The sequence below is a fragment of the uncultured Anaerococcus sp. genome, assembly GCF_963512375.1.
Taxonomy (GTDB): domain Bacteria; phylum Bacillota; class Clostridia; order Tissierellales; family Peptoniphilaceae; genus Anaerococcus.
Genome location: NZ_CAUPMI010000003.1, coordinates 1 through 26,542, shown reverse-complemented (window position 1 = coordinate 26,542; position 26,542 = coordinate 1). Strand labels below are relative to the sequence as shown.

Genomic DNA, 26,542 nt, shown 5'->3' with positions numbered 1-26,542 from the left:
TATGGATAAGACCAATATTTTAGAAACCATAAAGATGCTTGATGAAGAAAATCTTGACATTAGGACCTTAACAATGGGCATTAGCCTTTTTGATTGTATAGATCCAGATTATGAAAAGGCTTGTGCCAAGATTTATGACAAGCTAATTAGAGAGACTAAGGATTTTATAAAGATATCAAAGGAAGTGTCAAAAATCTACGGAGTACCAATCATAAATAACAGGATTTCAGTGACACCTATATCTATGATAGGGGCAGCAACTGACCTTGACGACTACACACCCTTTGCAAAAGTCCTAGATAAGGCTGCTAAAGACATCGGGGTAGACTTTATCGGTGGTTTTTCTGCCCTTGTAGAAAAAGGAATGACAAAAGCTGATGAGATATTAATTAAATCTATTCCAAAGGCCTTGGCCCAAACAGATTTGGTTTGCGGGTCAATTAATGTTGGTTCTAGCAAGGCTGGGATAAATATGGATGCTGTGGCCCTTTGTGGCCAAACTATAAAGGACTTGGCAGCAAATACCGACGATGCCTTCGGTTGCGCAAAGCTAGTTGTCTTTGCAAACGCAGTTGATGACAATCCCTTCATGGCAGGAGCCTTCCATGGAGTAGGTGAAGCTGAAACTGTTATAAGTGTAGGAATTTCAGGTCCTGGTGTAGTAAAGGCAGCCATAGAAAATAAAAAAGACTTACCAATCAATGAAATTTATGAAATAATCAAGAAAACCGCCTTCAAAATTACAAGGATGGGAGAATTGATTTGCAAGGAAGTTTGCGAAAAACTTGGTAAGAACTTTGGAATTGTAGACCTTTCCCTTGCCCCAACGCCTGCAATTGGGGACTCTGTAGGAAGAATCCTTGAAGAAATTGGCATCGACCATGTAGGAGGCCATGGAACAATAGCAGCTCTTGCTATGCTAAATGATGCAGTCAAAAAAGGTGGAATTATGGCAAGCTCCAGGGTCGGTGGCCTATCAGGAGCCTTTATACCTGTTAGTGAAGATGAGGGAATGATAGAAGCTGCTGGCAAGGGCTATATTTCTTTTGACAAGCTTGAAGCCATGACCTGTGTATGCTCTGTAGGCCTTGATATGATAGCAATCCCAGGCAAGATATCAGCTACATCCATCGGGGCAATGATTGCCGATGAGGCAGCCCTTGGGGTAATAAATAATAAGACAACAGCTGTTAGAATAATCCCAGTTCCGGGTAAAGATGTAGGTGACAGGGTAGAATTTGGTGGCCTCTTAGGCTATGCACCAATAATGGATGTAGGCGAGTCTAATTCAGATATAATGATAAAAAGAGGCGGCCACATACCAGCTCCTGTCCACTCATTTAAAAATTAAGGAGATAATATGACAAATCCAATAGTAACATTTGAAATGGAAAGCGGAGATGAGATAAAGTTAGAACTTTTCCCAGAAATCGCTCCAAATACAGTTAAAAACTTTATATCACTAGTAAATCACGATTTTTATGACGGACTAATCTTTCACAGGGTCATCAAAAATTTCATGATCCAAGGAGGAGATCCTGAAGGAACAGGCATGGGAGGCCCAGGCTATGCTATAAAAGGGGAATTTTCTCAAAATGGTTTTAGAAATGACCTAAAACACGATAGGGGAGTAATCTCCATGGCAAGAAGCTTCATGCCAGATTCAGCCGGCAGTCAATTTTTTATCATGCATAAGGATAGCCCACACCTAGACGGAGCCTATGCGGCCTTTGGTAAGGTCATCGAAGGAATGGATGTGGTAGATAAGATAGCAGAAGCAAAAACTGACAGAAATGACAGACCAAAAGAAGAGGTAAAAATCGCAAAGGCAAGCGTAGACACCTTTGGTCTTGACTACGATGAGCCTGAAATAATAGAGTAATAAAAAATCTAGCCTAGGATTCTTATCCAACAGGCTAGATTTTTTAAAATACCATTAAAGATTGTTTTGAATATTCGATAATTTCTTCTACAAGATCATCAATGTTTTCAGTTTCAAGCTCAAGTGCCTTATATAGTCCTGCAAAGTTAAGGCCGGCAAGAACTTTGACATTGGGAAATTTTCCCAAGGTCAGAACTGCCCTATTAAAGGGAGTTCCCCCTGCCATATCGGCAAAAACTATAATATTTTTACAAGAATCAGCCAGACTATGGTAAGCTGCTTCAATTCTTTGATCAAAATCTTCATAAGATTGATTTTTCTTAAATTCTTCAATTCTAATATTATCAAATTCTCCAGCGACCATCTTTACAGCTGAATAGACCCCACTTGCAAGAGAAGCGTGGCTTACAGCGATGATTCCGTTTGTCATAAAAACTCCTTAGTATTTACTTAAATTACTATAATAATTGTAAGATAAAATAAATTACTTGTCAATTATCATTGGCTCTTGACATAAATACCAATTTCATATACAGTAATATAAAATGGTAATTACCATACTTAGGAAATTTTAGGTACAAAGGAGATTTGTGATGTTACTTGATAAGACAAAGTTAGAAGAAAGAGATTTTAAAAACACCTATACAGAGATTTTTGCCCAGGCTAACACTTGGCTAGAAATTTATAGTTTATATGAAGAAAGAAAAGCTGATATAGAAGATTACCTTGCAAAGATTGGCAAAGATTGCAAGGTAATCTTTACAGGGGCAGGCACCAGCGAATATGTTGGAAATATCGCAACAGACTACCTAAAAAGTCACGGAGACTTTGAATTTGAATCAATAGCTACAACAGATCTTGTATCAGCCCCTTATCTTCACTTTGAAAAGGGCAGGAAGACCCTCTTAGTATCTTTTGCTAGAAGCGGAAATTCGCCAGAATCCCTAGCGGCTGTAGAGCTTGGTGGACAGCTAGTAGATGACTTCTACAACCTTCCAATAACCTGTGCAGAAAATGGAAAACTAGCAGCAAATCTAAAAGAAGATCCAAAATCATATGTATTCTTAAACCCAGAATACACCAATGACAAGGGTTTTGCCATGACAAACTCCTTTTCATCAATGCTCCTAGCAAGTCTATTAATCTTTGATACAAAAACACAGAATAAGGCAGAAATAGTAGAAAAACTATCAACAATAGCCAAAGAAATTTATGAAAGAAGTCAAGAAATAGAAGACCTAGTAAACTCTGACTTCGACAGAGTAGTCTATCTGGGATCAGGCCCACTAGGAAAACTAACCAAAGAAGCAAGACTAAAAATTCTAGAACTCACAGCAGGCAAAGTAGCAACAATCTGGGATAGCTCCATGGGCTTTAGACATGGCCCAAAATCCTTCATAAACGAAAAGACCCTAGTCATATCATTTGTATCAGAAAATGAATACACCAAAGCCTACGACATAGACATCCTAGACGAAATAAAATCGGATGGAATTGCTCCTAAAATAATAGGCATAACAAATGAAGAAATAAATCGCCCATATGAATTTGTACTAAAATCAGAAGGGATAAATGATGCCTACCTAGCAGCAGCTTATATAGTATTTGCTCAGCTAGTATCATTAATAACAAGCCTAAGAGTAGGAAATACACCAGACAATCCATCAGCAAGTCACACAGTAAATAGAGTTGTAAAAGGCGTAACAATCCACGAGTATAAGTAATGTCAAGCCTATATTCAAATCTCATAGACGACTTGATGGTAAAAATATCCACCATGGAAAAGGGAGCCAAGCTTCCATCAGAAAGACAGCTATGCTATGATTATAAAGTATCAAGGACAACAGTAAGAAAAGCCTTAGGATATTTAGTAAACTCAGGCATCCTCTATCAAGTCCAAGGCAGGGGGACCTTCGTCAGGGAAAGTAATAAGGAAAACTTATCAAACTACTATTCCTTTACAGAACAAACCAGAAAAAATGGCAAAACACCAAAATCCCTAGTCCTAAGCTTTGAAATAAGACAGGCAAGTCCCGAAGAAAGAGAAATCTTTGAAGAAAAGGAAGGCTTTAAGGTCATTGCCTTTACAAGACTAAGAATTGCAGATGACCTAGCCATGATGCATGAAACAACCCTCATCCCTTATGAGAGGTTCAAGGAAATCGACAAAAATCTACTAGAAAATAAACCCCTATATGATATTTTCGAAGAAGATTATAAGTCAAAGATTTATAATATAAAGGAAAGATTTTCGGTATCGTCTATGACAAGTCAAGTGGCAAAAACGATGAACCTAGAGGATAAGAGCCCTTGCCTTAAAATAAGCAGGCTGTCCTACGATTTAGAAGATGATCTTATAGAATATACCCTATCCTGCGCAAGGGCAGACCTCTTCTATTATGAAACTTCATATACCCACAGCTAAAAATCAGCCCTATCATTTGGGCTGATTTTTATGTGCTTACTTATTTTCGTAAATTTTTAAAAGCTCTTGCAAGAGTTTTATTTTTTCTGCGTTCTTCTTGCCTTCATCTGTATCTTTTCTGAGCATCCTTGGATTCATTATCTCAACTTCCTTAATGTTTGGGGTGTAGGATGAAACCTTATCTGTGATTGATTCATAGGTCTTATGTTCAGCAAGGGCTACGTGGTGGGAGTTAAAGACTAGGGTATAGCCTGCAATTCCTGTTTTGGCTTGGTAAGGCTTGGAGATGCCGCCATCTATTACATAAAGCTTGCCGCCTGCCTTGATTGGACTTTCGCCAGCTTCTGTTATGACTGGTACGTGGCCATTTATTATCCTTCTTCTGGAGCCTGTAACTCCAAATTCATCCAGGATCATATCTACGATTTCTTCTTTTTCGCAAAGGTCGTAGTAAGGGTTGTAGTGCTCTTTTCTAAGGGCCTTATCATCTACAAAGACATTTTCAAAGTATGAATACTGGCTCTTTCCAAAAATTGGAGAATACCTGCCGCTTATTAAATACCACATCATATCCTTGGCAAAGAGGTCGTTTGTAAAGTAGGCATCCCTGGCTAGCCTATCAAATTTATCCATGAGGTTTTTGCCCTTGTAGGTCACACCTTTGATTTCGACTTCTTGGAGCTGGCCTTCCTTTGTAAGTGGGATGCAGCCGTGGAAGAGGAGAGACCCATTTTCTACCTGGTACATGGCTCCATTTTGGTAGAGGAATTTCACGTGAGCATTTAACTTGTCATTTTTGATGAAGTCTTGCTTTAGGACATGGATTACGTTTGCCTCTTCCTTGGTCAACTTGGATGGATTCTTTGGATCTATGGTAGGAAAGTTTGTATCCCTAAGCTTGGCGCCCTTATAGGTAAAATTATCAAAGTTTATGAATTTGAGGGCGTTTCTGTTATCCATATTCATATCAGGATTTCGCTCAATAAGTGCGTAGTCTAGCTTGTACCTGATTATAGAAATTGCCTTGTGCATCTTAGCAGCAGCTTCTAGGGTGATATTGTCATAAATATTATCGTCATAGATTCTTGGTTTAAAATATAGGCATGGGTCATCGCCATAAGTTTCCATGGCAAATTCAAAAAGGACCCTGAGGTTGATTCCGTAGCCATCTTCTAGCATGTCAAAGTTGTTGTATTTGATGGCATCTGCCACGCAAGCTGCAATTAGGGCAGTATTTCCAGCACAAGCTCCCATCCAGGCTACATCGTGGTTGCCCCATTGGAAGTCCACATTTGGGAAGGTTAGAAGTTCATCCATGATTATATGTGGGGATGGACCCCTGTCATAGATATCACCAACTATGTGGAGCTTATCGACAGATACCCTCTGGATTAGGGCACAGAGGACTTTTATAAAGTCATAGGCTGTTTGGTAGGAGACAATATTTGATACCAAGGATTCATAGTAGGCACGCTTGTTGTACTCGGAGTCGTTGGTGTAGAGGAGTTCGTCAAGGATTAGGTTATATTTTTGAGGGAACTTGCTCTTTACATAATCTTTTGGATACTTGGTTGAGACGAATTTGAGGAGGTTTATTAGCCTGTGAATGGTTATGGTAAGGTAGTCGGCGGTGATTTTTTCTTTAGTTCTTAGTTCTTTTAGGACAATGTCTGGGTCATAGATTAGCTTAGCTAGGTCATCCTGATCACGCTTTTCTAGGGTATCACCAAAGAGCTTTTGGATTTTATCCCTAATATTACCTGAGGCAGACCTGAGTAAATGCAAAAAGGCATCGCTTTCCCCATGTATATCAGAGAAAAAATATTCGGTTCCCTTAGGTAGGAACTGCTGGCTAGTTAGCAAAATTAGCTCATCTTGGATGGTGTTCTTGTTTGGGTAGAGGGTTTTGATTAGTTCATGGTAAGTTTTATCCATATTTTTTCCTTTCCTTAAAATTAAAAGAGCAAAGGCCCGAAAATCGGGCAATTACTCATTTCTTTCCTCTTTTACAAATGTTGATTTATCGTAGATTCTTTCATCTTCTGCTTTTTGAAAATCTTCTGCCAAATCAGGATCATAGGTCATATCGCTATTATCAGTCATGATTACCTTGTTGGTCTTTAAATTCTCGTGAGATTTTTTCTTTAGGTCATCTAAGTTTGTTTCCTTAATGATAAGGTCATCAGCCTTTTTGTTTTCTTCTGGCTCTTCATTAGGGACAGGCTCATTAGAAGCCTTAACTTCTTCTACTGCTGTATTTTGTTGCTCTTCAGAAGTTTCTTCATCCTCAGATATTTCGCTACTTTTATCAAGGGCTTCATTTTTAGAAACTTCTTCGGATGGCACTTCTATCTTAGCAGCCTTTTCTTGTTCTTTAATATCAGCTAGGGTTACTGGTTTTTTTTCTACCACTTCGTCCTTTTCCTCAGAATCTTTTTCCTCAGAATCAGTTACTTCTACATTGTCAGCGGCTTTTTCTTCTGATTCGGTATCTTTCTCAATTAGCTGACTGGTCTTTATTTTTGTCTGGCCATCGATTTTCACTTCTTCATTTTTAAGAAGCTTTACCTCATCAGATTTTAAAACATGATCAGAATTATCGGTATTGTTTTGGTTAATTTCGATGTATTCTGTCTTAGTTTGCTTAAATCCCTCTATTCCGTATATACCCCTAACTTTGCCAATTAAGCCTATAAGTGAATTTAATAATAAAAGTCCATTGAAGCCTACAAGGATAAATAGAAGTTTTTCCCTAAAAGTTATGAGTAAAAATCCATCTATAGCCAAAAATATTAGGGCAAAGAAAATATTTGATGGGTGGCTTTTGCCATTTTCTCCAGCCTTAAAGATATTTCTAGCGACAATTGTGTTAATAATAAAGGCAATTAATACTAAAATTAGGCTTAAGGGTTTTAGGATAGACCTGGCTATACTTGTGATCCCTATTAGGTCAAAGGCGGCTAAGTATAGGTTATTATCGACAAATACTATAAAGCCTACAGCAAAAAACAACAGGATGCTTATTATAGACCTAAAAAGGCCTGTTATTATTGAAAAAAATTTAATTAAGTCTTTCATATCTCCTCCATTACTTATATTATATCATAAATTTCTGATTGTTTATATATTTTATAAATGTATAATAGAAGAAAGATAAAAAAATACTATTAGATAATTGACAAATCTATATTATCTGATATCATATTTAGATAGTTTTATAAAATAGTTCCAAGAGAATATATAGAATATAAGGAGAAATCTCAATAAAAGACTTGAAGGTTGATTGTTTTGAAGTATAATATACAATTGCTAGAAATCTATTTATGGAGATTTTTTTTATCTTATAGACAAGTAGAATTTGTCATTTGAAGTTTGCAAACAGTAAGGAGTAACAATGGCCCAATATCACAAGAAGTTATATGGGAAAACCGAGAGAATGTCCTTCTCAAAGTTTCCTGAAGTCTTAGATTTACCAAATTTATTAAAAGTTCAAAAAGATTCATATGATTGGTTTATTAATGAAGGTCTTGGAGAAATCCTAGAAGACATTTCGCCAATTGAGGATTATAATGGCAAGCTCAGCCTTGAATTTACAGGCTATGAGTTTGAAAAAGAACCAAAGTATACCCTAAAAGAAGCTAAATACAAAGACTTAACCTATGCTAGAGACCTAAAGGTTATGGCTATCTTATTTAATAAAGAAACTGGTGAAATCAAAAGACAAGAAGTCTTCATGGGTGATTTCCCAATGATGACTGATTCTGCAACATTTGTTATAAATGGTGCTGAAAGAGTTATAGTAAGCCAGCTTGTAAGAAGTCCGGGCGTATATTATGCAGAAGAGACTGATAAGAGCGGGGATAAGCAATATTCATCCACAGTTATACCAAACCGTGGTGCATGGATAGAATTTGATACTGACGCCAGCCATACTGTAAATGTCAGATTAGATAGAACAAGAAAATTACCAGCTACAACCCTTGTTCGTGCCCTTTTATTTGAAACAGATGAGGAAATAATTGAGGCTCTAGGTGATACTAAACACTTAAGAAATACCCTAGAGAAGGAAAATTCTGAAACTAGCGAAGAAGCTTTAATAGAAATTTATAGAAAGCTTAAACCAGGTGATCCTGCTTCCCTAGAATCATCCACAACCCTAATAAATAACCTCCTCTTTGATGATAGAAGATACGACCTTGCCAGAGTTGGTAGGTATAAATATAACCTAAAACTTGCCCTAGCTAATAGAATTGAAGGCGAAAAAGCTGCAAGAGATGTAGTTAATAGTGAAACAGGCGAAATCTTTGTCAAAGAAGGTGAAGTAATTGATAGGGAAACTGCCCTAGCTATCGAAAATTCTGGAATAGTTACAGTTGATATCAACAAAATTAACTCAGATGGCAAGGAACAAACCCTAAGAATAGTTGGAAATAACTTTGTAGACGTTCACTCATTTGAAGAGCTAGAAGGCCTAGATATTGATTATGATGAACTAAGCGAAAAAGTTTATTATCCAGTAATGAGAGAAATAATTGATGAAGCTAGTGATGATGAAGAGCTTGTAAAACTCATTCAAAGAAGAAAGAAAGAACTTTGTCCTAAAAATATCACAAAAGCTGATATACTTGCAATAGTAAACTACCAATTCAACCTCTTTGAAGGTGTAGGCGAAACAGATGATATAGACCATCTAGGCAACCGTCGTGTCAGAGGAGTTGGAGAATTATTACAAAACCAATTTAGGGTAGGTCTTGCTCGTATGGAAAGAGTAGTCCGTGAAAGAATGACAACCCAAGACCCAGATATAGCAACACCACAAGGCCTAATCAACATCAAGCCTGTGACAGCTGTTATAAAGGAATTCTTCGGTTCATCCCAATTATCACAGTTCATGGACCAAACCAACCCAATGAGTGAGCTTACTCACAAGAGAAGACTATCAGCCCTAGGACCAGGCGGTCTATCAAGAGATAGGGCAGGAGTTGAAGTAAGAGACGTTCACGATTCTCACTATGGTAGGATCTGTCCGATAGAAACCCCAGAAGGACCAAACATCGGTCTAATCACATCTCTTACAACCTATGCTAGAGTAAATAAATATGGCTTCATAGAAACACCTTATAGAAAGGTAGAAGCAGGTGGCCATGTAACAGATGATATTGTATATCTAACAGGAGATATAGAAGATAATTTCATCATTGCTCAAGCCAATGAACCACTAGATGAAAACAACGTATTTATAAATGACAGGGTATCAGGCCGTGGTTATAAGGGTGAAAATGATATTTATCCAAGAGATGCCATCCAATACATGGACGTATCACCTCAACAGATAGTATCAGTTGGAGCTTCTCTAATACCATTCCTTGAAAACGACGACTCTACCCGTGCCCTCATGGGTGCCAACATGCAGCGTCAGGCAGTACCACTAATCAAATCCCAAGCCCCAATAGTAGCTACAGGAATTGAGCATAGGGCTGCAAAGGACTCAGGCGTATGTGTAGTATCCAAAGAAGCAGGAAAAGTTGTCTATGTATCAGGTGATAAGATCAAAGTTAAGTCAGACTCAGATGGCGAAATAATCACCTATGACCTACTTAAATTTGAAAGAGCCAACCAAGGTACTACTATCAACCAAAGACCAATTGTAGAGCTTGGCGAAGAAGTAAAAGCTGATCAAGTAATCGCAGATGGTCCATCAACAGAACAAGGAGAGCTAGCCCTAGGTAAAAATATCCTAATAGCCTTTACAACATGGGAAGGTTACAACTTCGAGGATGCTATGCTCCTTAACGAAGAGCTAGTAATCAACGACGTTCTAACTTCAGTCCACATCGAAGAACACGAATGTGAAGCAAGAGAAACCAAGCTAGGTGCAGAAGAAATTACAAAAGATATACCAAATGTCGGCGATGATATGAAAAAAGACCTTGATGAAAATGGTGTAATCAGAATCGGAGCTGAAGTGACAAGTGGTGATATCCTTGTAGGTAAGGTATCTCCAAAGGGAGAAACTGAACTATCTCCTGAAGAAAGACTACTTCGTGCAATCTTTGGTGAAAAGGCAAGAGAAGTTAGAGATACATCCCTAAAAGTACCTCACGGTGAAAAGGGAATCGTAGTTGATGTCAAAGAATACAACAAAAAAGACGGAGATGAATTATCTCCAGGTGTAAATAAAGTTATAAGAGTCTATGTAGCTACCAAGAGAAAAATCATGGTAGGAGATAAGATGTGCGGTCGCCACGGTAACAAGGGTGTCGTTTCAAGAATTCTACCAAGAGAAGACATGCCATTCTTACCAGATGGAACCCCAATCCAAATCTGCCTAAACCCACTAGGTATCCCAAGCCGTATGAACCTTGGTCAGGTACTAGAAGTGCACATGGGTCTTGCAGCAAGAACCTTAGGTTGGAAGATAGCAACACCAGTATTTGATGGTGCTATGGATACAGAAATCGAAGAAGTCCTAGAAGAAGCAAAGAAAGTTGCCCCATATGTAAATAAGACAGGTAAGATCAAACTACGTGATGGTAGAACTGGTTTAGAGTTTGAAAACCCTGTAACAGTCGGAGTAATGTACATGCTCAAACTCCACCACATGGTAGAAGAAAAAATCCACGCCAGGTCAATCGGACCATACTCCCTAGTAACCCAACAACCTCTAGGTGGTAAGGCACAATTTGGTGGACAAAGATTTGGAGAGATGGAGGTTTGGGCCCTAGAAGCATATGGTGCAAGCCATACCCTCCAAGAAATCTTGACAGTCAAATCAGACGATGTAACTGGAAGAGTTAAGACCTACGAATCAATAGTAAAGGGTGAAAATATCCCAGAACCAGGAACACCAGAATCATTTAAGGTACTTGTAAAAGAATTACAATCCCTAGCCCTAGATGTAGAGCTTCTAGATGATAAGGGTGAAGTCGTAGAACTTAAAGAAAACATAGACGAACAAGATAGATTTTCTCAAGTAGAAAAGATAGATGCATCAAAGATAAGAAACCAAAGCAAACTTTTATCCAATGCCTCTGCAAAAGCTGAAGAAGTAAAGGCTGCAGAAGTAGAGGGTGAAGAGGCTTAAGTCATAGTTAGGAAGTTTGAATTGAGCGAATTAAAAGAATTTATCGGCATGAGGATGAAAGTCGCATCGCCAGAAAAAATAAGAAGTTGGTCTCATGGTGAAGTTAAAAAACCAGAAACAATAAACTATAGGACCCTAAAGCCTGAAAAAGATGGCCTTTTCTGCGAAAAAATATTTGGACCAACCAAGGACTATGAATGTTCTTGTGGTAAATACAAACGCATGAGATATAAGGGCGTAGTGTGCGAAAAATGTGGAGTAGAAGTCACAAAATCAAAAGTAAGACGTGAAAGAATGGGACACATAGAGCTAGCAGCTCCAGTAAGTCACATTTGGTTCTTCAAGGGAATCCCATCTAAAATGGGACTTCTCCTTGACATGAGCCCAAGAGTATTAGAGAAGATCCTCTACTTTGCATCCTATGTAGTAATCAACCCAGGTTCAACAGATCTAGTAGAAAAACAAGAAATCTCAGAAACAGAATACCAAGATATACTTGAACAATATCCAGACGATACAGAATTTAAGGCAGCAATGGGTGCAGAAGCAGTAAAAGAACTCCTTCAAAACATCGACCTTGAAAGAGAATACGAACTTCTTCTAAAAGAGCTTGATGAATCATCAAACCAAAAAAAGGTAAGAGTATCAAGAAGACTAGAAGTAGTAGATGCCTTCTTAACAAGTGGCAACAAGCCTGAATGGATGATCCTAGATGTCCTTCCAGTGATGCCACCAGAATTAAGACCAATGGTCCAACTAGAAGGTGGAAGATTTGCAACATCTGACTTAAACGACCTATACAGAAGAGTAATCAACAGAAATAACAGACTAAAAAGACTCCTTGATATAGGTGCTCCAGAAATAATCGTCAGAAACGAAAAGAGAATGCTCCAAGAAGCAGTCGATGCCCTAATAGACAACGGTCGTAGGGGAAGAGCTGTAACAGGAGCCTCAAATAGAAACATGAAGTCCCTATCAGACCTCCTAAAGGGTAAATCTGGTAGATTTAGACAAAACCTTCTAGGTAAGAGGGTAGACTATTCAGGACGTTCGGTAATCGTAGTAGGTCCAGACCTTAAGTTCAACCAATGTGGTCTTCCACAAGAGATGGCCCTTGAGTTATTTAAGCCATTTATCATGAACAAGGTAGTAGAAAAAGACCTAGCCCACAACCTAAAGACAGCCAAGAAAATGGTAGAGAAAAAGGACCCAAGAGTATATGAAGTCCTAGAAGAGGTTATCAAAGACCATCCAGTACTTCTAAACCGTGCTCCGACCCTCCACAGACTTGGTATCCAAGCTTTTGAACCAACTCTAGTAGAAGGAAAGGCAATCAAGCTTCACCCATTAGCATGTAATGCCTTCAACGCCGACTTCGATGGTGACCAGATGGCTATCCACCTTCCACTATCAAACGAAGCCCAAATTGAAGCAAGACTACTAATGATGTCAACAAACAACATCCTAGGCCTTAAAGATGGTAAGCCAATCACAACCCCATCTCAGGATATGGTATTAGGTGCTTATTACCTAACAACCATCAAAGAAGGAGCCAAGGGTGAGGGAATGGTATTTGAATCTACAAATGAAATGTACAAGGCCCTAGTGAATGGACTTGTAGAATACCAAACAAAAATTGGCGTAAGAATCAAAAAAGATGAAATGGATCCAGGAAAGATTGTAACTTCATCAGTAGGTAGATTTATTTACAATGAAGGTATTCCACAAGATTTAGGCTATGTAAATAGAAAAGAAGATCCATATTCACTAGAAATAGACACAGTTGCAGATTCTGGAACCCTAAAAGATATAATCGATAGGTGCTTTAGAAAACATGGTAACATAAAAACAGCCGAAGTTCTTGACTACATCAAGCACACAGGCTACAAATACTCAACCCTATCAGGCCTAACAGTATCAATGGACGATGTAAAAATCCCAGCTGAAAAATGGCCACTAATAGATGAAGCTGATAAGGCAGTTGATAAGTACGACAAGCTTTATAGACGTGGTCTTATAACTGACCAAGAAAGATATGAAAAGGTAATTGAAATCTGGCAAGATACAACCAACAAGGTTACAGATGCCCTACTTTCAGACCTAAGAGATGACAACAACATCAAAATCTTTGCTGATTCTGGTGCCCGTGGTTCAACCAACCAGATCAGACAGCTAGGCGGTATGCGTGGACTTATGAGTCAGGCCGATGGTAAAATCATCGAGATTCCAATCAAGGCTAACTTTAGAGAAGGTCTATCAGTACAAGAGTACTTTATATCAACCCACGGTTCTCGTAAGGGTCTAACAGATACAGCCCTAAGAACAGCCGACTCAGGTTACCTAACCCGTAGGATGGTAGATATATCTCAAGATGTCATAGTAACAGAAGATGACTGCCATTCAGATGGTTTCGTTGTAGCCCACGAATTTAAAGATGGCAACGAATTGATAGAAGACCTAAAGACAAGAATCGTAGGCCGTACATCCTTTGAAGATATAAAAGATGAATCAGGCGAGATAATTGTCCATAAGGATGAAGTAATAGACGAAGACTTAGCTGACAAAATCGTAGGGGCTGGCATCAAAGAAGTAAAACTTCGTTCAGTCCTAGAGTGTAAGTCAAAACAAGGTGTATGTGCTAAATGCTACGGTAGAAACCTAGCTACAGGCAAGCACGTAAACATCGGTGAGGCTGTAGGAATCATAGCAGCCCAATCAATCGGTGAACCGGGTACCCAGCTAACCATGCGTACCTTCCACTCCGGTGGTATAGCAGGCGTTGGAATCACCCAAGGTCTTCCAAGGGTTGAGGAGCTTTTTGAAGCTCGTAAGCCAAAGGGACTTGCCTTCATAGCAGCAAACTCAGGCCAGGTTCGTCTAATCCAAAACGAAAAGAAAACTGACGTAGAAATAGTAGGCGAAGATGGCCAAGCTAGAGAATACAAGATACCATTTGGTTCAAGAATCCTAGTAAGAGATGGCGATTATGTAGAAATAGGTGCCCAACTAACAGAAGGTTCCCTAGATCCACATGATGTCCTAGATGTACTAGGCAAGGTTGGAGTTCAAGACTACATCACCAAGGAAGTCCAAAAAGTATATAGACAACAAGGTGTTGAAATCGACGACAGACACATCGAAGTAATAGCTCGTCAGATGCTAAAGAAAGTAAAAATCATAGACTCAGGAGATACAGAATTCCTACCAGAAAGCTTGCAAGATAGACGTGAAGTAGATCTAGTAAACAAGGAAATGGAAGAAGCAGGAAAAAGACCAGCAATCTATGAACAAGAGCTTCTTGGTATAACCAAGGCATCTCTTGCCACAGACAGCTGGCTATCAGCAGCATCCTTCCAAGAAACAACCAGAGTTCTAACAGATGCTTCAATCAAGGGCAAGGTAGATGACCTAAGAGGTCTAAAAGAAAACATCATCATAGGTAAGCTAATACCAGCAGGTACAGGCCTAAAATACTACAATGATGTAGAAATCGACTACGAAACCAAAGAGCTAGAAGATGAACAAATCAGAGCAAACGTGGAATCAGTAGAAAGAGCCATAGCCGAAGAAGAAATAGAAGAAGCATAAAAATAAGGGGCTGTTGCAGAATGAATAAATCGTCCCAAATCACTAGATGAACCTTGCGGAAAATTTTGCCTCCACGAGCCGGCAGGCTAGGCCAAAAATTTCCCACAAGAACCATCTAGTGATGGGACGATAGTTATTCATAGTTTTGCAACAACCCCTTTTTCCTTACAAAGATTGTAATTCTCATATTTTTTATTTTTGCTATAATCATAATATAGAAAAAATAAAGGAGAAAAATATGAAAACAAATATTAAAAAACTATCTTCAATATTATTAGTAGGCGGCCTTGCTCTTGGCCTTGCAGCTTGTGGAAAGGCAGATGCGGATGATTATTCTACAGGAATGATTAGCCAGAAAGAAATCCAAGAAGAATTTACAAAAACTAAGGAAAACTTAGACTGGCCAGAAGGCTATGAAGTCCCAGAAGAGATTGACTATAAGGATGATGACCTATATCAAAAAGGATTTGGATCTACAAGGGCAAGTATGTATTGGGAAGCAGCCTGGGAGAAGGAATGGCTAAATACTTATAAGACTGATCCAGCAAGAGCTCAAAAGGCACTAGATGAGTTAGAAAAAGCTAAGACTATGACTTATATGTCAGAAGCTAAATGTGATGATGCAACAAGAAAATATTTTAATGATATTTTAGAAAAAGCCAAAAATGGAGACCCATCAGGCTTTGAAGAAAATATCAAACTCAATGCCCCAGAATAAAAATAAAGCTGATGGAAGAGGTAAATATCCTCCCATCAGCTTTTTAAAATAAATCTCCTTCGTTATAAACCATATCCCAAAATTTAAGTTCATAGACCAGGCAATTTTTAAAGATACCTATCAAATGCCTTCTTCTTCCATCGGCCATGTCTCTTCCTATTTTATTAATCTCATCGACAGTTCCATCTACATAAGCAAGGTAGGTTGGATCTAGGTAGCCTGTGATAAATTTCCCATAGACTGGGTGGTTTTTAGCATCTGGATTTACCCTATCTATGTGCCTAAAAATATTTACATAACCCAAATCACAAGCCATAAGGACCATCAAAATTTCTTCATAGCCGCCAATCATAGATTGGGCTATCCTGTAATTAGAATAGGAAAGATTAGTGAGATTTGCAGGTCTTTTTTCAATTTTTTCGACATCTATGCCAAAATCTTTCATGACCCCACGGTGGATGGCCATTTCATTTTCCATACAATTATTCAAAAGGTAGGAAAATTTTCGGATGATTTCCTTATTATTTGTCTTTGTAATACCAATTGCAAAAATCTTTACATGGTCCCAAAGATAGATGTAATCTTCTTCAAGATAATATTTAAATTTGGAAATCTCAAGGTCTCCGCTGATAAGGCCTTCTATAAAGGGGTGGTTATAAAGGTCTTGCCAGATGTCTTTAGTTTCTTCATATAAGTAGTCAATAAATTCCATAATTCCTCCACTAAAAATCATACCCGATTTTGCTTTATTTTTTCTTAGAAAACTGTTATAATATTATTAACAATTAAATATTCCTTTTATATTCGGGGTGCCTCGTGCTGAGATTATACCCGCTAACCTGATAAACTTAGTAGTTTCGTAGGGAAATAAAAAAGCTAATCTAACTCTTTTTTCCGAATATAGAAAAAGGAGTTTTTTAATTGAATATTTAATCATACAGGAGAAGAAATGAAAGCAAAATTTGACGGACACGCCAATAAATATGACCAATGGTTTATGGAAAATGAAAATATGTATCTTACAGAGTTAAATGTAGTAGAAATGGCTCTTAAGAGTGTAAATACAGAAAAGTCCTTATCTGTAGGATGCGGTAGCGGTTTGTTTGAAGTTTCCCTAAAGGATAGGGGAATTACAATTACTGACGGCCTAGAACCATCAGAAGATATGGCTGCCATTGCAGAAAAAAGAGGTTTAAATGTAATTATTGGCATAATCGAGGATGCGAAATTAGAAGATGAATATTATGATTGCATCTACCTAAATGGCTCTTCAACATATATAGAAGATTTGGAAAGTGCCTACAAGACTGTCTACAAGGCCTTAAAACCAGGTGGCCACATTGTAGTAATCGATGTGCCTAAAGAGAGCTCTTTTGGAATTTTATACCAATTTGCTGCCTATGCAAAGACTTTTGATCTTCCAAATTTTGAGGGAATCCTACCAAAGTCACCATATCCAATAGAACTTGTGACAAATACTGTAATGACCACAACCCCTCACAAGCGTGATGTGCTTGAAAAGGTAGGTTTTAAAGACTTTAAATTCTACCAAACCCTAACAACAGATCCTGCTTATTCAGATGATTATGTAGAAGAAGCCCAAGAAGGCTATGACAAGGGTTCTTATGTGGCCATAGTTGGTCAAAAATAAAAATAAAGCTGATGAGTGAGGAGAATATCCTCCCATCAGCTTTTGCCTTTTTATCTTAAATATTCATCAGCACTTCTTAAACCCTCTATTATTTCAAGACTTTGTGGGCAGATGCCCTCGCATTTGCCGCATTCTATGCACTCTTCAGGGCTTACTCCATCTTTTATATATTCTTCATAAGCCTTTTGAGATTTTTCTTTTTCGTCATAAAGGTGGGCGTTATTCCAGAGGGCAAAGACCTTTGGTATATTAATATCAACTGTACAAGGCAAGCAATATTCGCAAGCTGTGCAGGCAATTTGCTCTCTTGACTTATAGATTGCCCTGGCCTTTTGGTAAAAATCCCTATCCTCATCACTTAGGCTTCCTGGCTCTACAGCACTTGCAATAGCAAGATTTTCCCTTACTTGGTCTATGTCATTCATACCAGATAGGACTGTCATGACATTATCTAAATTTAGGACAAATTTAAGGGCCATTTGGGCTGGGGAAAGGTCTGAATCCTTCATAAGGTCCTTTACTTCTTCAGGTGGATTTGCAAGTCTACCGCCCTTTACAGGCTCCATTATCACAAGATGAATACCCATTTGCTTGGCTAGTTTATAGCCCTTCATACCTGCTTGAAGGTTGATATCCAGATAATTTAGCTGGATTTGGCAAAAATCCCATGGATAGGATTTGATAATTTCTTCAAAAACCGGGTATTCATCGTGGAAAGAAAAGCCGATATTTTTGACAAGTCCCTTTTCTTTTATGTCCTTGATGAAGTCAAAAAGTCCATTTTCTACAGCTTGGTCAAATTTTTTTTTATCTAGGGCATGGATTAGGTAAAAATCAAAATAAGCTGTACGAAGATTAGCTAATTGTTCCTTAAAAATCCTCTCATAATCTTCATAAGCATTTACAAGCCAAACCGGCATCTTAGTTGCAATGGTCACCTTATCCCTTAGGTCATTTTCCTCAATAAATTCTCCAATAAATTTTTCACTCATCTGATTGTGGTAAGGGTAGGCTGTATCTATGTATGTAAGTCCTTTATTTATAGCCTCTTTTATAATCTCTCCCGAGTATTTCTTGTCAATCTTACCATTATCATCATCGAGGGTTTTAAATCTCATACAGCCAAAGCCGAGTCTTGAGACCTTACTCCCCTTATAGTCAAAATATTTCATAAATTCCTCCTCAACTATATTTCTACCCAAATTTAAAATTGTTAACAAGGAAAATTTCTGTATAGTAAATATGAGGTGAATTATGGAAAAATCGTTCAAAAAATTATATTTATTTGTTATTCTAGGAATTTTTGTAGGTTTATTAATTGGGATTTTCAAAAAAACCATAGGCTTAGTTGCTAGTTTCATGGAGGAAATCCTAAGCAAGGCTTCTGGCAATTTATTAAATTCCTCCTTATTTGTTTTATTTTTAATAGTCATAGGACTTATTACTTTTTATATCCTAAAAAAGGATAAAAACACTAAGGGATCAGGTATCCCTGTGATGATGGGGATGATGGAGGGTAAATTTGAAGTTAATTCAAAAAAAACCATCATAAATAAATTCATAGCATCCTTCTTAACCATCGGCTCAGGTCTAACAGTAGGCAGGGAGGGCCCATCAGTTCAGCTTGGCGGCCTTGCTGGGGATATTTTTGCAGACTTTGATGACACCTTTGAGAGGAAATATTTTATAGGATCTGCGGCAGCAGCAGGTTTTGCGGTAGCCTTCAATGCACCGGTAGCAGCAATTATTTTTGGCGTAGAAGAAGTCTTTAGAAAACACGATATAAAGACCTTTCTCACATCAGCTACAACAATAATTGCAGCGACAGTCACATCAGGACTAATTTTTGGAGACTTCCCAAGCCTAATAGAGATACCGGTTTTTGATAATGTAAGCCAGGCAAGGCTTTGGATAATTCTTATCCTTGGAATAGTAACAGGCCTTTCTGGAGTCTTATTTAATAAGCTGGTAATAGGGGCAAAATCAGTTTACAAAAAAATTCCCCTTCCAGACCTTGTGAAATACCTGGCCCCATTTGTCATAACAGGCCTAGCCTTACTAGTAGATCCAAGGCTTTTTGGATCAGGAGAAGAATTAATATACCTACCAGCAGGTGGGGGCGAATCTTTGGCCACACTTATATATATGTATTTTGCAAAAATTCTCCTCTTAAGCCTTGCCTTTGGCATGGGCCTATCAGGAGGCTCCCTAGTTCCACTCCTAGCAATAGGGGCAATCCTTGGCAATATCTACGCCACAGCCCTCTTTGATATGGGTCTAATCCCGGCAGAAAGAATCTTTGCCATAAGTTTAATAGCCATGGCAGGCCACTTCTCAGCCATAGTAAGAACTCCAATTGCAGCCATAATCCTAATTGTGGAAATGACAGGCGGAGCCTTCTCAAACATCCTAGGCCTAGCCCTAGTATCCTTTATAGCCTACCTAGTAGCAGAAATATTTAAATCAAAACCATTCTACGAAGACCTCTATGAAAGGCTTCTAAAAACAGAAAAATCTTACTTTAAACATTAATTATTTGCAAACTACAAAATAAATGCCTATATAGGTTTAATTAATCGGCTATCTAAATCTTGACAAGTGTTAAAAATATATAAAGATTATATTGACAAGGTGATATAAATGTTTTATAATTGATTAGTGGTACTGAAAATCATTATCACAATTTTATATTTTGTACATTAATATGAATTAATATTTAACATGTTAAATAAATAATTAATAGAGGATATGGAGAATAAATGAATAATAAAAAAATTATTAAGGCGACATTAATTGCCGCCTTATCTATTTCATTCTTATTTAATGAGCCTTCCTTCGCAAGTGGCGAAGAAGAAAAACCGCTAGAGGCAAATAGCCAAAGCCTTGCTAGTGAAAATGAAGCAACTACAGAAAAAAAAGAAGAAGCAAAGAGTGAAGAATCTTTTGATAAAGAAAATGAACAAAAGAAAGAAGATGAAAACAAAGACAAAGCTTCTGCTTTAGAAACTTCCCTCAAAGAAGATAAGTCTGATGAAAAAGAAGGTAAATCAACAGAAGATACACATAAAGCTGACCTTAATAAGGATTCATCTATTGAAGAAAAGAAAGATGATAAGGCTGTAGATAATAAAGATGATAAGTCTGTAGGTAATAAAGATGATAAGTCTGTAGGTAATAAAGATGATAAGGATGTAGAAAAAAAAGATGATAAGGATGTAGAAAAAAAAGATGATAAGGCTGTAGAAAAGAAAGATGATAAAGTTTTAGATAATAAAGATAAGGGTAGAGTCATCTACATAGCCGAATTTAAAGATAAAGAGGCTGCTGAAAGGGCAATGAAGGAAATATCAAAATTTTCTTCTACAAAAGTTTTGTATGCCTATAATACAATTTTCAATGGTTGTGCAATTGAAACAAAACAAGATAATCTTGATTTGATTAAACATATCGAAGGAATATCATCTGTAGAAAGAGCTCAAAAAGTTGAGCCAATGATGAATCACGCAAGAGAAGAAATCGGTGTCAATGAAGCTATCGACTACCTAAAAGCCATTAACAAAGACATGGTAATGAAGTTTGACGGTAGGGGCATGGTAATTGCAAATATCGATACTGGAACTGATTATAGGCACAAGGCTATGAGAATTGACGATGAAGCTAAGCCTTATATGAAATATAAAAAAGAGGACATGAAGGGAACTGACAAGGACTTTTGGTTGAGTGATAAAATTCCTCACGCCTTTAACTATTATAATGGTGGCAAAATTACTGTCGAAAAATATGACGATGGTTCTGACTATCATGATCCACATGGCATGCATATAGCGGGAATCCTTGCTGGTAATGATACTGATAAGGATATAGCTAAGTATAATGGTATAGACGGAATAGCACCAAATGCTCAAATCTTTTCTTACAAGATGTACTCAGATTCAGGTGATGGCTTTGCTGGTGATGAAACAATGTTTCACGCTATCGAAGATGCAATCAAACATAAGGTTGATGTAGTATCTGTATCTTCTGGATTTACAGGAACAGGTCTTATTGGTGAGAAATATTGGCAAGCAGTTAGGGCTTTAAGAAAAGCAGGGATTCCTATGGTAGTTGCTACTGGTAACTATGCAACATCTGCTTCAAGCTCATCATGGGACTTGGCTGTTAATAACCAACTAAAGATGACCGATACAGGAAATGTAACTAGAACTGCTGCCCACGAAGATGCCATAGCTGTTGCATCAGCTAAAAATCAAATAGTAGAGTTTGATAAGGTAAATATTGGTGGCGAAAGCTTTAAGTATAGAAATATCGGTACCTTCTTCGATAAAAATAAGATTATTAGTAATGAAGACGGAAGCAAAACCTCTGACAAAATGAAATTTGTTTATATAGGCAAGGGTCAAGATGAAGATCTAGTTGGGCTTAATCTTAAAGGCAAAATTGCTGTTATGGATAGAATATATACAAAGGATTTAAAATATGCCTTCAAAAGAGCTGCCGATAAGGGTGCTCGCGCAATCATGGTTGTAAACACTGTTAACTACTATAACAGGGATAACTGGACAGAGCTTCCAGCCATGGGCTACGAAGAAGATGAAGGAACAACTTGCCAAGTATTTTCAGTATCTGGTGATGATGGACTTAAAATTTGGAATATGATTGATCCAGCCAATAAAACTGAGGTTAAGAGAAACAAGAAAGAAGACTTCAAAGATAAGCTTGACCAATACTATCCAATTGATATGGAAAGCTTCAACAAAAACCGTCCAAAGCTTGGTGATGAGAAAGAGCTAGACTTTAACTTTGCTCCTGATACAGACAAGGAACTTTATAAAGAAGAAGTAATCGTGCCAGCAGCCTCTACATCATGGGGTCCAAGGGGTGACCTCCTACTAAAACCAGATGTATCAGCACCAGGAAAGAACATCAAATCAACTCTAAATGTAATTGATGGTAAATCAACTTATGGTTATATGTCAGGAACAAGTATGGCAACACCAGTGGTCGCAGCATCAACAGTATTGATTAGACCAAAACTAAAAGAGATGCTCGAAAAACCTGTCCTCAAAAACCTAGAAGGTGAGGATAAAATCGACTTAACTACTCTTACAAAGATTGCCCTACAAAACACAGCAAGACCTATGATGGACCCAACATCTTGGAAGGAAAAATCACTATATTATGCTTCGCCAAGACAACAAGGTGCAGGTCTAATTAACGTTGCTAATGCACTAAGAAGTGATGTTATAGCAAGCTTTAAAAATGTTGACTCCGAAGGTCTAGTAAACTCATATGGATCTATATCACTTAGAGAAATTAAGGGAGAAAAGAAATATTTCACAATCAAGTTGATTAATACATCAGATAGGCCTCTCACATTTAAGGCTTCATCATCTGCAATAACCACAGATTCCCTTACCGACAGGCTAAAACTTGATGAAACTTACAAGGATGAGAAATCATCAGATGGTAAACAAATTGTTCCAGAAATTCATCCAGCAAGTATTAAGGGTGCAAATATTAGCTTTGAACACGATGTATTTACAATTGCTCCAAACTCTTCATATGAATTGAAGGCTGTAATAAATGTAGGAGATGCAAAAGATAAAGACCAATTTGTAGAATCCTTCATTAGACTTGAATCTAAAGAAGAACTTGAGGCAATGTGTGGCAAGGAAAACAAGACAGTATTCCAACCATCTCTATCAATGCCACTTATGGGCTTTGCTGGAAATTGGAACAAGGAGCCAATCCTTGACAAGTGGGCTTGGGAAGAAGGCTCTAAATCAAAAACCATGGAAGGTTATGACGATGATGGTAAACCAAAAATACCTGGAACCTTGAACAAGGGTATAGGTGGAGAACATGACATCGATAAATTCAATCCAGCAGCCGTTATCCAAAACAGAAAAGATGGAAATACAAAATCACTTGATCAAGATCCTGATTTATTTGCACTAAATAACAACCACGGATTATATGATCCATCACAAAGCGAATCAAAAGTCGCAAGAATTTATCCACTTGATAATAAGGGACAACCACAAGAAGTTCAAATCGAAACAGGGCTAACACCTTCCCCACTCGTTCTAAGAAGTGCAAGAGAAGGCTTAATCTCAATTGTAAATACTGACAAAGAGGGCGAAGGGCAAAAAGACCTCAAGGTTGTATCTAGAGAGCACTTCATCAGAGGAATCCTAAACTCAAAGAGAAACGATGCTAAGGGGATTAAGTCATCCAAGTTAAAAGTTTTGGGAGATTTGAAATGGGATGGCCTTATTTACAATCCTAGAGGAAGAGAAGAAGGCGCTAATGATGATAATAATAACCAAGACTTGGAAACAAAACTTAGGGGTCAATTTGAACCGATAGCTGAGGGTCAATACTTCTACAAGTTCAAATATAGATTAACTAAGGATTATTCATGGCAAGTTTCTTATATACCAGTAAAAATTGACAATACAGCTCCAAAGATTGTCGATGTTGATTTCTCTAATCCAGACAAAATCAAATTAATAGCAAAAGATACCTACCACAAGGCAAAAGATGAGTACAAAAATGAAACCTTGTTTGTAAGAGATCAAAAAGACCATCCAGAGAAATTTGAAGAAGTAGCCAACGAAGTATGGTATGCAGGTGCAGCTATAGTTGACGAATACGGTGATGTTGAAAGAAACCTCAATGTAAAATATGCTGGAGAAGGCGAAGGTAGACATAGAAAGCTTGATGATAAAGGAAATACTATCTACGAAATTAGCGGTGCAGGAGATTTAAGAGGAAAAATCATAGAAGTAATCGCCCTAGATGGTGCAAGCAACTTCACCAAAATCCATAGGATAAAATTTGATAAGCAAGCTGATGCAAACGGAATGATTTCTTATTACCTAGTAGATCCTGACCAAGATTCTTCTTCTTACAAAAAACTTGGAGAAATTTCTGAAGAAAAACTCAAAAATGCAAAGAGCTCAGAGGAAAATACCAATAATAATCAAGCTAAGGATGAAGACTCAAAACCAGCTGAAGAAAGTTCAGTTGAGGGAGAAGCTAGACTTGAAATAAATAAAAATATTTCAACAATTAGAGACTTTGAAAATAAAGACCTAAAGAAACTAATTAAAAAGAAATATAAGGAAATATATGACTTTGTAAGTGGTGAAATGAAAACAGTAGAGTGTGATTACGAATATGATGAAAAAGGAAATATAAAAGCCTACGATGATGGAAGTGCTCTAGAATATGAAACTGAGAAACTTGATGATGTTAAATCAAAGCTTGGTGGAGTGTTAAGTCCATCAAAGGATGGCCATTTTGAAATTCTTGGAAAAGTAAATAATGTATCAAAAGATGCTAAGGCCTACTATGGTAATGACTATAAAATAATAGAAATCAAGGCAAGTAAATACGACCCACAAACAAAAACTCTAACATTTGACTTATTTGCAAACACAAATGATGTAGTCAATGGTCTATCCTTTACTGGAGATATGAATATTATCGTAAAAGATAAGGGTCAAACAAAAGCTAAAACTATAATAAGGATGCCAGAAAAAAAGGATGAAGCCGCGGAAGCTGCACCATATGCTTCAAGCTATGGAAATATTATCGAACTAGGTGAAGGTGAACTAACTAAACAAAAACCAAAAGATCCAAGCAAGATGGATACAAACAAGATGTTCTTCGATAAAGAAAAGGGTCAATATGTATTAAATGATAAAATGATTGTAAGAAAGGGATATGCCCTAAGAGTTACGACATTTAACCCAGGAAAAACTGATATGCTTGATGGTAATGGAGTTTATAGCATGGAAGATATAGAAAAAATCCAAAAGACTGCCCCTAACATCAAGGCTCTATCACAAAAAACAATCTACTGTGATAGTAGAAATGTTGAAGATGGTAGAAGCACTCAATCGGTTCTCATGTCAGCCTTGGACGGATTTAATATAGTTAGATATCAAGTCTTTACATTTAAAACTAATGACAAGGGAGAAGCTATAGATAAGGATGGAAATCTTGTAGATGATCCTTCTAAACTAGTTCTTCTTGGCAAAGATGGCAAGGAATATCTTGGAGATGATAAATCCAATGTAGAAGCCATCAAAGAAGATGGAGGAATGCTATTTATAGATGCAAAATCAGTAGATTTGACTATGGATAGAAACTATTTCAATCCAACAAAGGACAATAAAATCTATGTAAGAAAACCAGAATTCTATTTAAGAGGAAAAATAGGAGATAAGGGTGGTTTCAACTGGGAAATGAGAGTTAACGAGTCAGTTGTAGACAACTACCTAATCTACGGTGATTTACACATAGATAATACAAGAGACTTTAACATTAAGCTTGATGTAAAAGATGGGGATATCATGGACTGGGGAATGAAGGACTACAAGGCTAATGGATTCCCAGACAAGGTCAAAGATATGGATGGCAATGTATACCTACAAACTGGTTATAGTAAACTTAATGCCAAGGCTGTTGGAGTTCACTATCAATTCCTCTATGATACTGTAAAACCTGAAATCGAACAAAAGGATGATGGTAACACAGCTATTGAATATGAAAAAGATAAATTTATCAAATTCAATGTTACAGACAAGAGAGATGGCGATAAAGCTGGAGAAATCCAAGACAAACAAATCTTTGTAAATGGTATAGCATACGAGTCCTTAGATGATATAAAAGATATAAAGGAAAATACGCTAACAATCAAGTTTGTTGTAAAAGACTTTGCAAACAATACTAGGGTAAAGGAATTTAGCTTTGACAAAGAAAGTGGCACATTAACTCTTATAGATCCAGAAAAAGTCAAGATTACAATAGATAATAAGGAAAATGAACTTGTAAAGGGAGAGGATTTCCAATTACCAGAATACAAGGGAGAAGTTCCAGAAGGTAAAGGCTTCAAGGGTTGGAAAGTCAAAGATAAAGACGGAAAAGAAGAAATTAAAGCACAAGGTGCCTTCTTATTTGCTATGGCAGATCTAAGTGTTCAACCAGACTTCTACGATCTTCCTAAAGAAGTTAAAGAAGAAAATAAACAAACTTTTGATGAAACAAAGAAAAAAGATGAGGATTATTCAAAGATTTGGAATATAACTTGCCCAAGTGATACAGAAAATCCTTCAGAAGACCCTTCTGTAATTCCTTCAGAAGATCCTTCTGAAATTCCTTCAGAAGATCCTTCTGAAATTCCT

The 26,542-nt window shown here is 37.4% G+C and carries 15 protein-coding genes and 1 riboswitch; of the genes, 10 read left to right on the top strand and 5 right to left on the bottom strand.

All coding sequences use genetic code 11. The features are described 5' to 3' along the window. Position 1: 1 nt before the first annotated feature. Positions 2–1,351, top strand: a complete 1,350-nt coding sequence (locus tag RRB46_RS02100; RefSeq protein WP_311537299.1) for a PFL family protein — start codon at positions 2–4, stop codon at positions 1,349–1,351. A gap of 9 nt (positions 1,352–1,360) precedes the next feature. Next, positions 1,361–1,882: a peptidylprolyl isomerase gene (locus RRB46_RS02095; protein WP_296127190.1), complete on the top strand. Its 522-nt coding sequence runs from the start codon at positions 1,361–1,363 to the stop codon at positions 1,880–1,882. Positions 1,883–1,925: 43 nt separating this feature from the next. Here the strand turns inward: RRB46_RS02095 and RRB46_RS02090 are convergent, their stop codons facing one another. Further along, on the bottom strand, positions 1,926–2,312 hold the full coding sequence (locus RRB46_RS02090) for a PTS fructose transporter subunit IIBC (RefSeq protein ID WP_311537298.1): 387 nt from the start codon (positions 2,310–2,312) through the stop codon (positions 1,926–1,928). Positions 2,313–2,475: 163 nt separating this feature from the next. On the opposite strand from RRB46_RS02090, the gene RRB46_RS02085 reads away from it, so the two are divergent. Then, entirely contained in the window at positions 2,476–3,606 is a 1,131-nt protein-coding gene (locus RRB46_RS02085) for an SIS domain-containing protein (RefSeq protein WP_311537297.1), read from the top strand. Further along, positions 3,606–4,307 carry a GntR family transcriptional regulator gene (locus RRB46_RS02080; RefSeq protein WP_311537296.1) on the top strand — a complete coding sequence of 234 codons (702 nt, stop codon included), beginning with the start codon at positions 3,606–3,608 and terminating at the stop codon, positions 4,305–4,307. Before RRB46_RS02085 ends, RRB46_RS02080 begins: the two co-directional genes overlap by 1 nt. Before the next feature lie 36 nt (positions 4,308–4,343). Here RRB46_RS02080 and RRB46_RS02075 read toward each other — a convergent pair whose 3' ends face one another. Together RRB46_RS02075 and RRB46_RS02070 are read right to left on the bottom strand one after the other, a co-directional pair. Continuing rightward, positions 4,344–6,242, bottom strand: a complete 1,899-nt coding sequence (locus RRB46_RS02075; protein WP_311537295.1) for a fructose-1,6-bisphosphatase — start codon at positions 6,240–6,242, stop codon at positions 4,344–4,346. 51 nt (positions 6,243–6,293) lie between these two features. Further along, a complete protein-coding gene (locus tag RRB46_RS02070; RefSeq protein WP_311537294.1) occupies positions 6,294–7,385 on the bottom strand; it encodes a hypothetical protein in 1,092 nt (363 codons plus the stop codon). Positions 7,386–7,701: 316 nt separating this feature from the next. On the opposite strand from RRB46_RS02070, the gene RRB46_RS02065 reads away from it, so the two are divergent. The 3 genes from RRB46_RS02065 (at position 7,702) to RRB46_RS02055 (ending at position 15,697) form a co-directional block, all read left to right on the top strand. Further along, positions 7,702–11,391, top strand: coding sequence for a DNA-directed RNA polymerase subunit beta (locus tag RRB46_RS02065; protein ID WP_311537293.1), 3,690 nt, complete (start codon positions 7,702–7,704; stop codon positions 11,389–11,391). A 21-nt stretch (positions 11,392–11,412) separates the two neighbouring features. Continuing rightward, a complete protein-coding gene (rpoC, locus tag RRB46_RS02060) occupies positions 11,413–14,979 on the top strand; it encodes a DNA-directed RNA polymerase subunit beta' (protein WP_311537292.1) in 3,567 nt (1,188 codons plus the stop codon). A gap of 238 nt (positions 14,980–15,217) precedes the next feature. Beyond that, complete coding sequence (locus RRB46_RS02055; RefSeq protein WP_297690055.1) at positions 15,218–15,697, top strand: hypothetical protein; 480 nt, start codon at positions 15,218–15,220, stop codon at positions 15,695–15,697. Between the two features lie 43 nt (positions 15,698–15,740). On the opposite strand, the gene tenA is transcribed toward RRB46_RS02055, so the two are convergent. Further along, positions 15,741–16,409: a thiaminase II gene (gene tenA / locus RRB46_RS02050; protein WP_296125871.1), complete on the bottom strand. Its 669-nt coding sequence runs from the start codon at positions 16,407–16,409 to the stop codon at positions 15,741–15,743. 83 nt (positions 16,410–16,492) lie between these two features. After that, positions 16,493–16,580, top strand: a riboswitch (TPP riboswitch). A 66-nt stretch (positions 16,581–16,646) separates the two neighbouring features. Between tenA and RRB46_RS02045 the strand changes: the two genes are divergently transcribed. After that, positions 16,647–17,348: a class I SAM-dependent methyltransferase gene (locus RRB46_RS02045; RefSeq protein WP_265212562.1), complete on the top strand. Its 702-nt coding sequence runs from the start codon at positions 16,647–16,649 to the stop codon at positions 17,346–17,348. A 50-nt stretch (positions 17,349–17,398) separates the two neighbouring features. Here RRB46_RS02045 and RRB46_RS02040 read toward each other — a convergent pair whose 3' ends face one another. Continuing rightward, the gene (locus RRB46_RS02040; RefSeq protein ID WP_311537291.1) at positions 17,399–18,520 is read right to left on the bottom strand and encodes an aldo/keto reductase; all 1,122 of its coding nucleotides are present in this window, start codon (positions 18,518–18,520) and stop codon (positions 17,399–17,401) included. An 82-nt stretch (positions 18,521–18,602) separates the two neighbouring features. Here RRB46_RS02040 and RRB46_RS02035 point away from each other — a divergent pair, with 82 nt between their 5' ends. Continuing rightward, positions 18,603–19,880 carry a ClC family H(+)/Cl(-) exchange transporter gene (locus RRB46_RS02035; RefSeq protein ID WP_297690060.1) on the top strand — a complete coding sequence of 426 codons (1,278 nt, stop codon included), beginning with the start codon at positions 18,603–18,605 and terminating at the stop codon, positions 19,878–19,880. 227 nt (positions 19,881–20,107) lie between these two features. Further along, positions 20,108–26,542: S8 family serine peptidase (locus RRB46_RS02030; protein ID WP_311537290.1), on the top strand; the 6,435-nt coding region annotated here is incomplete at its 3' end.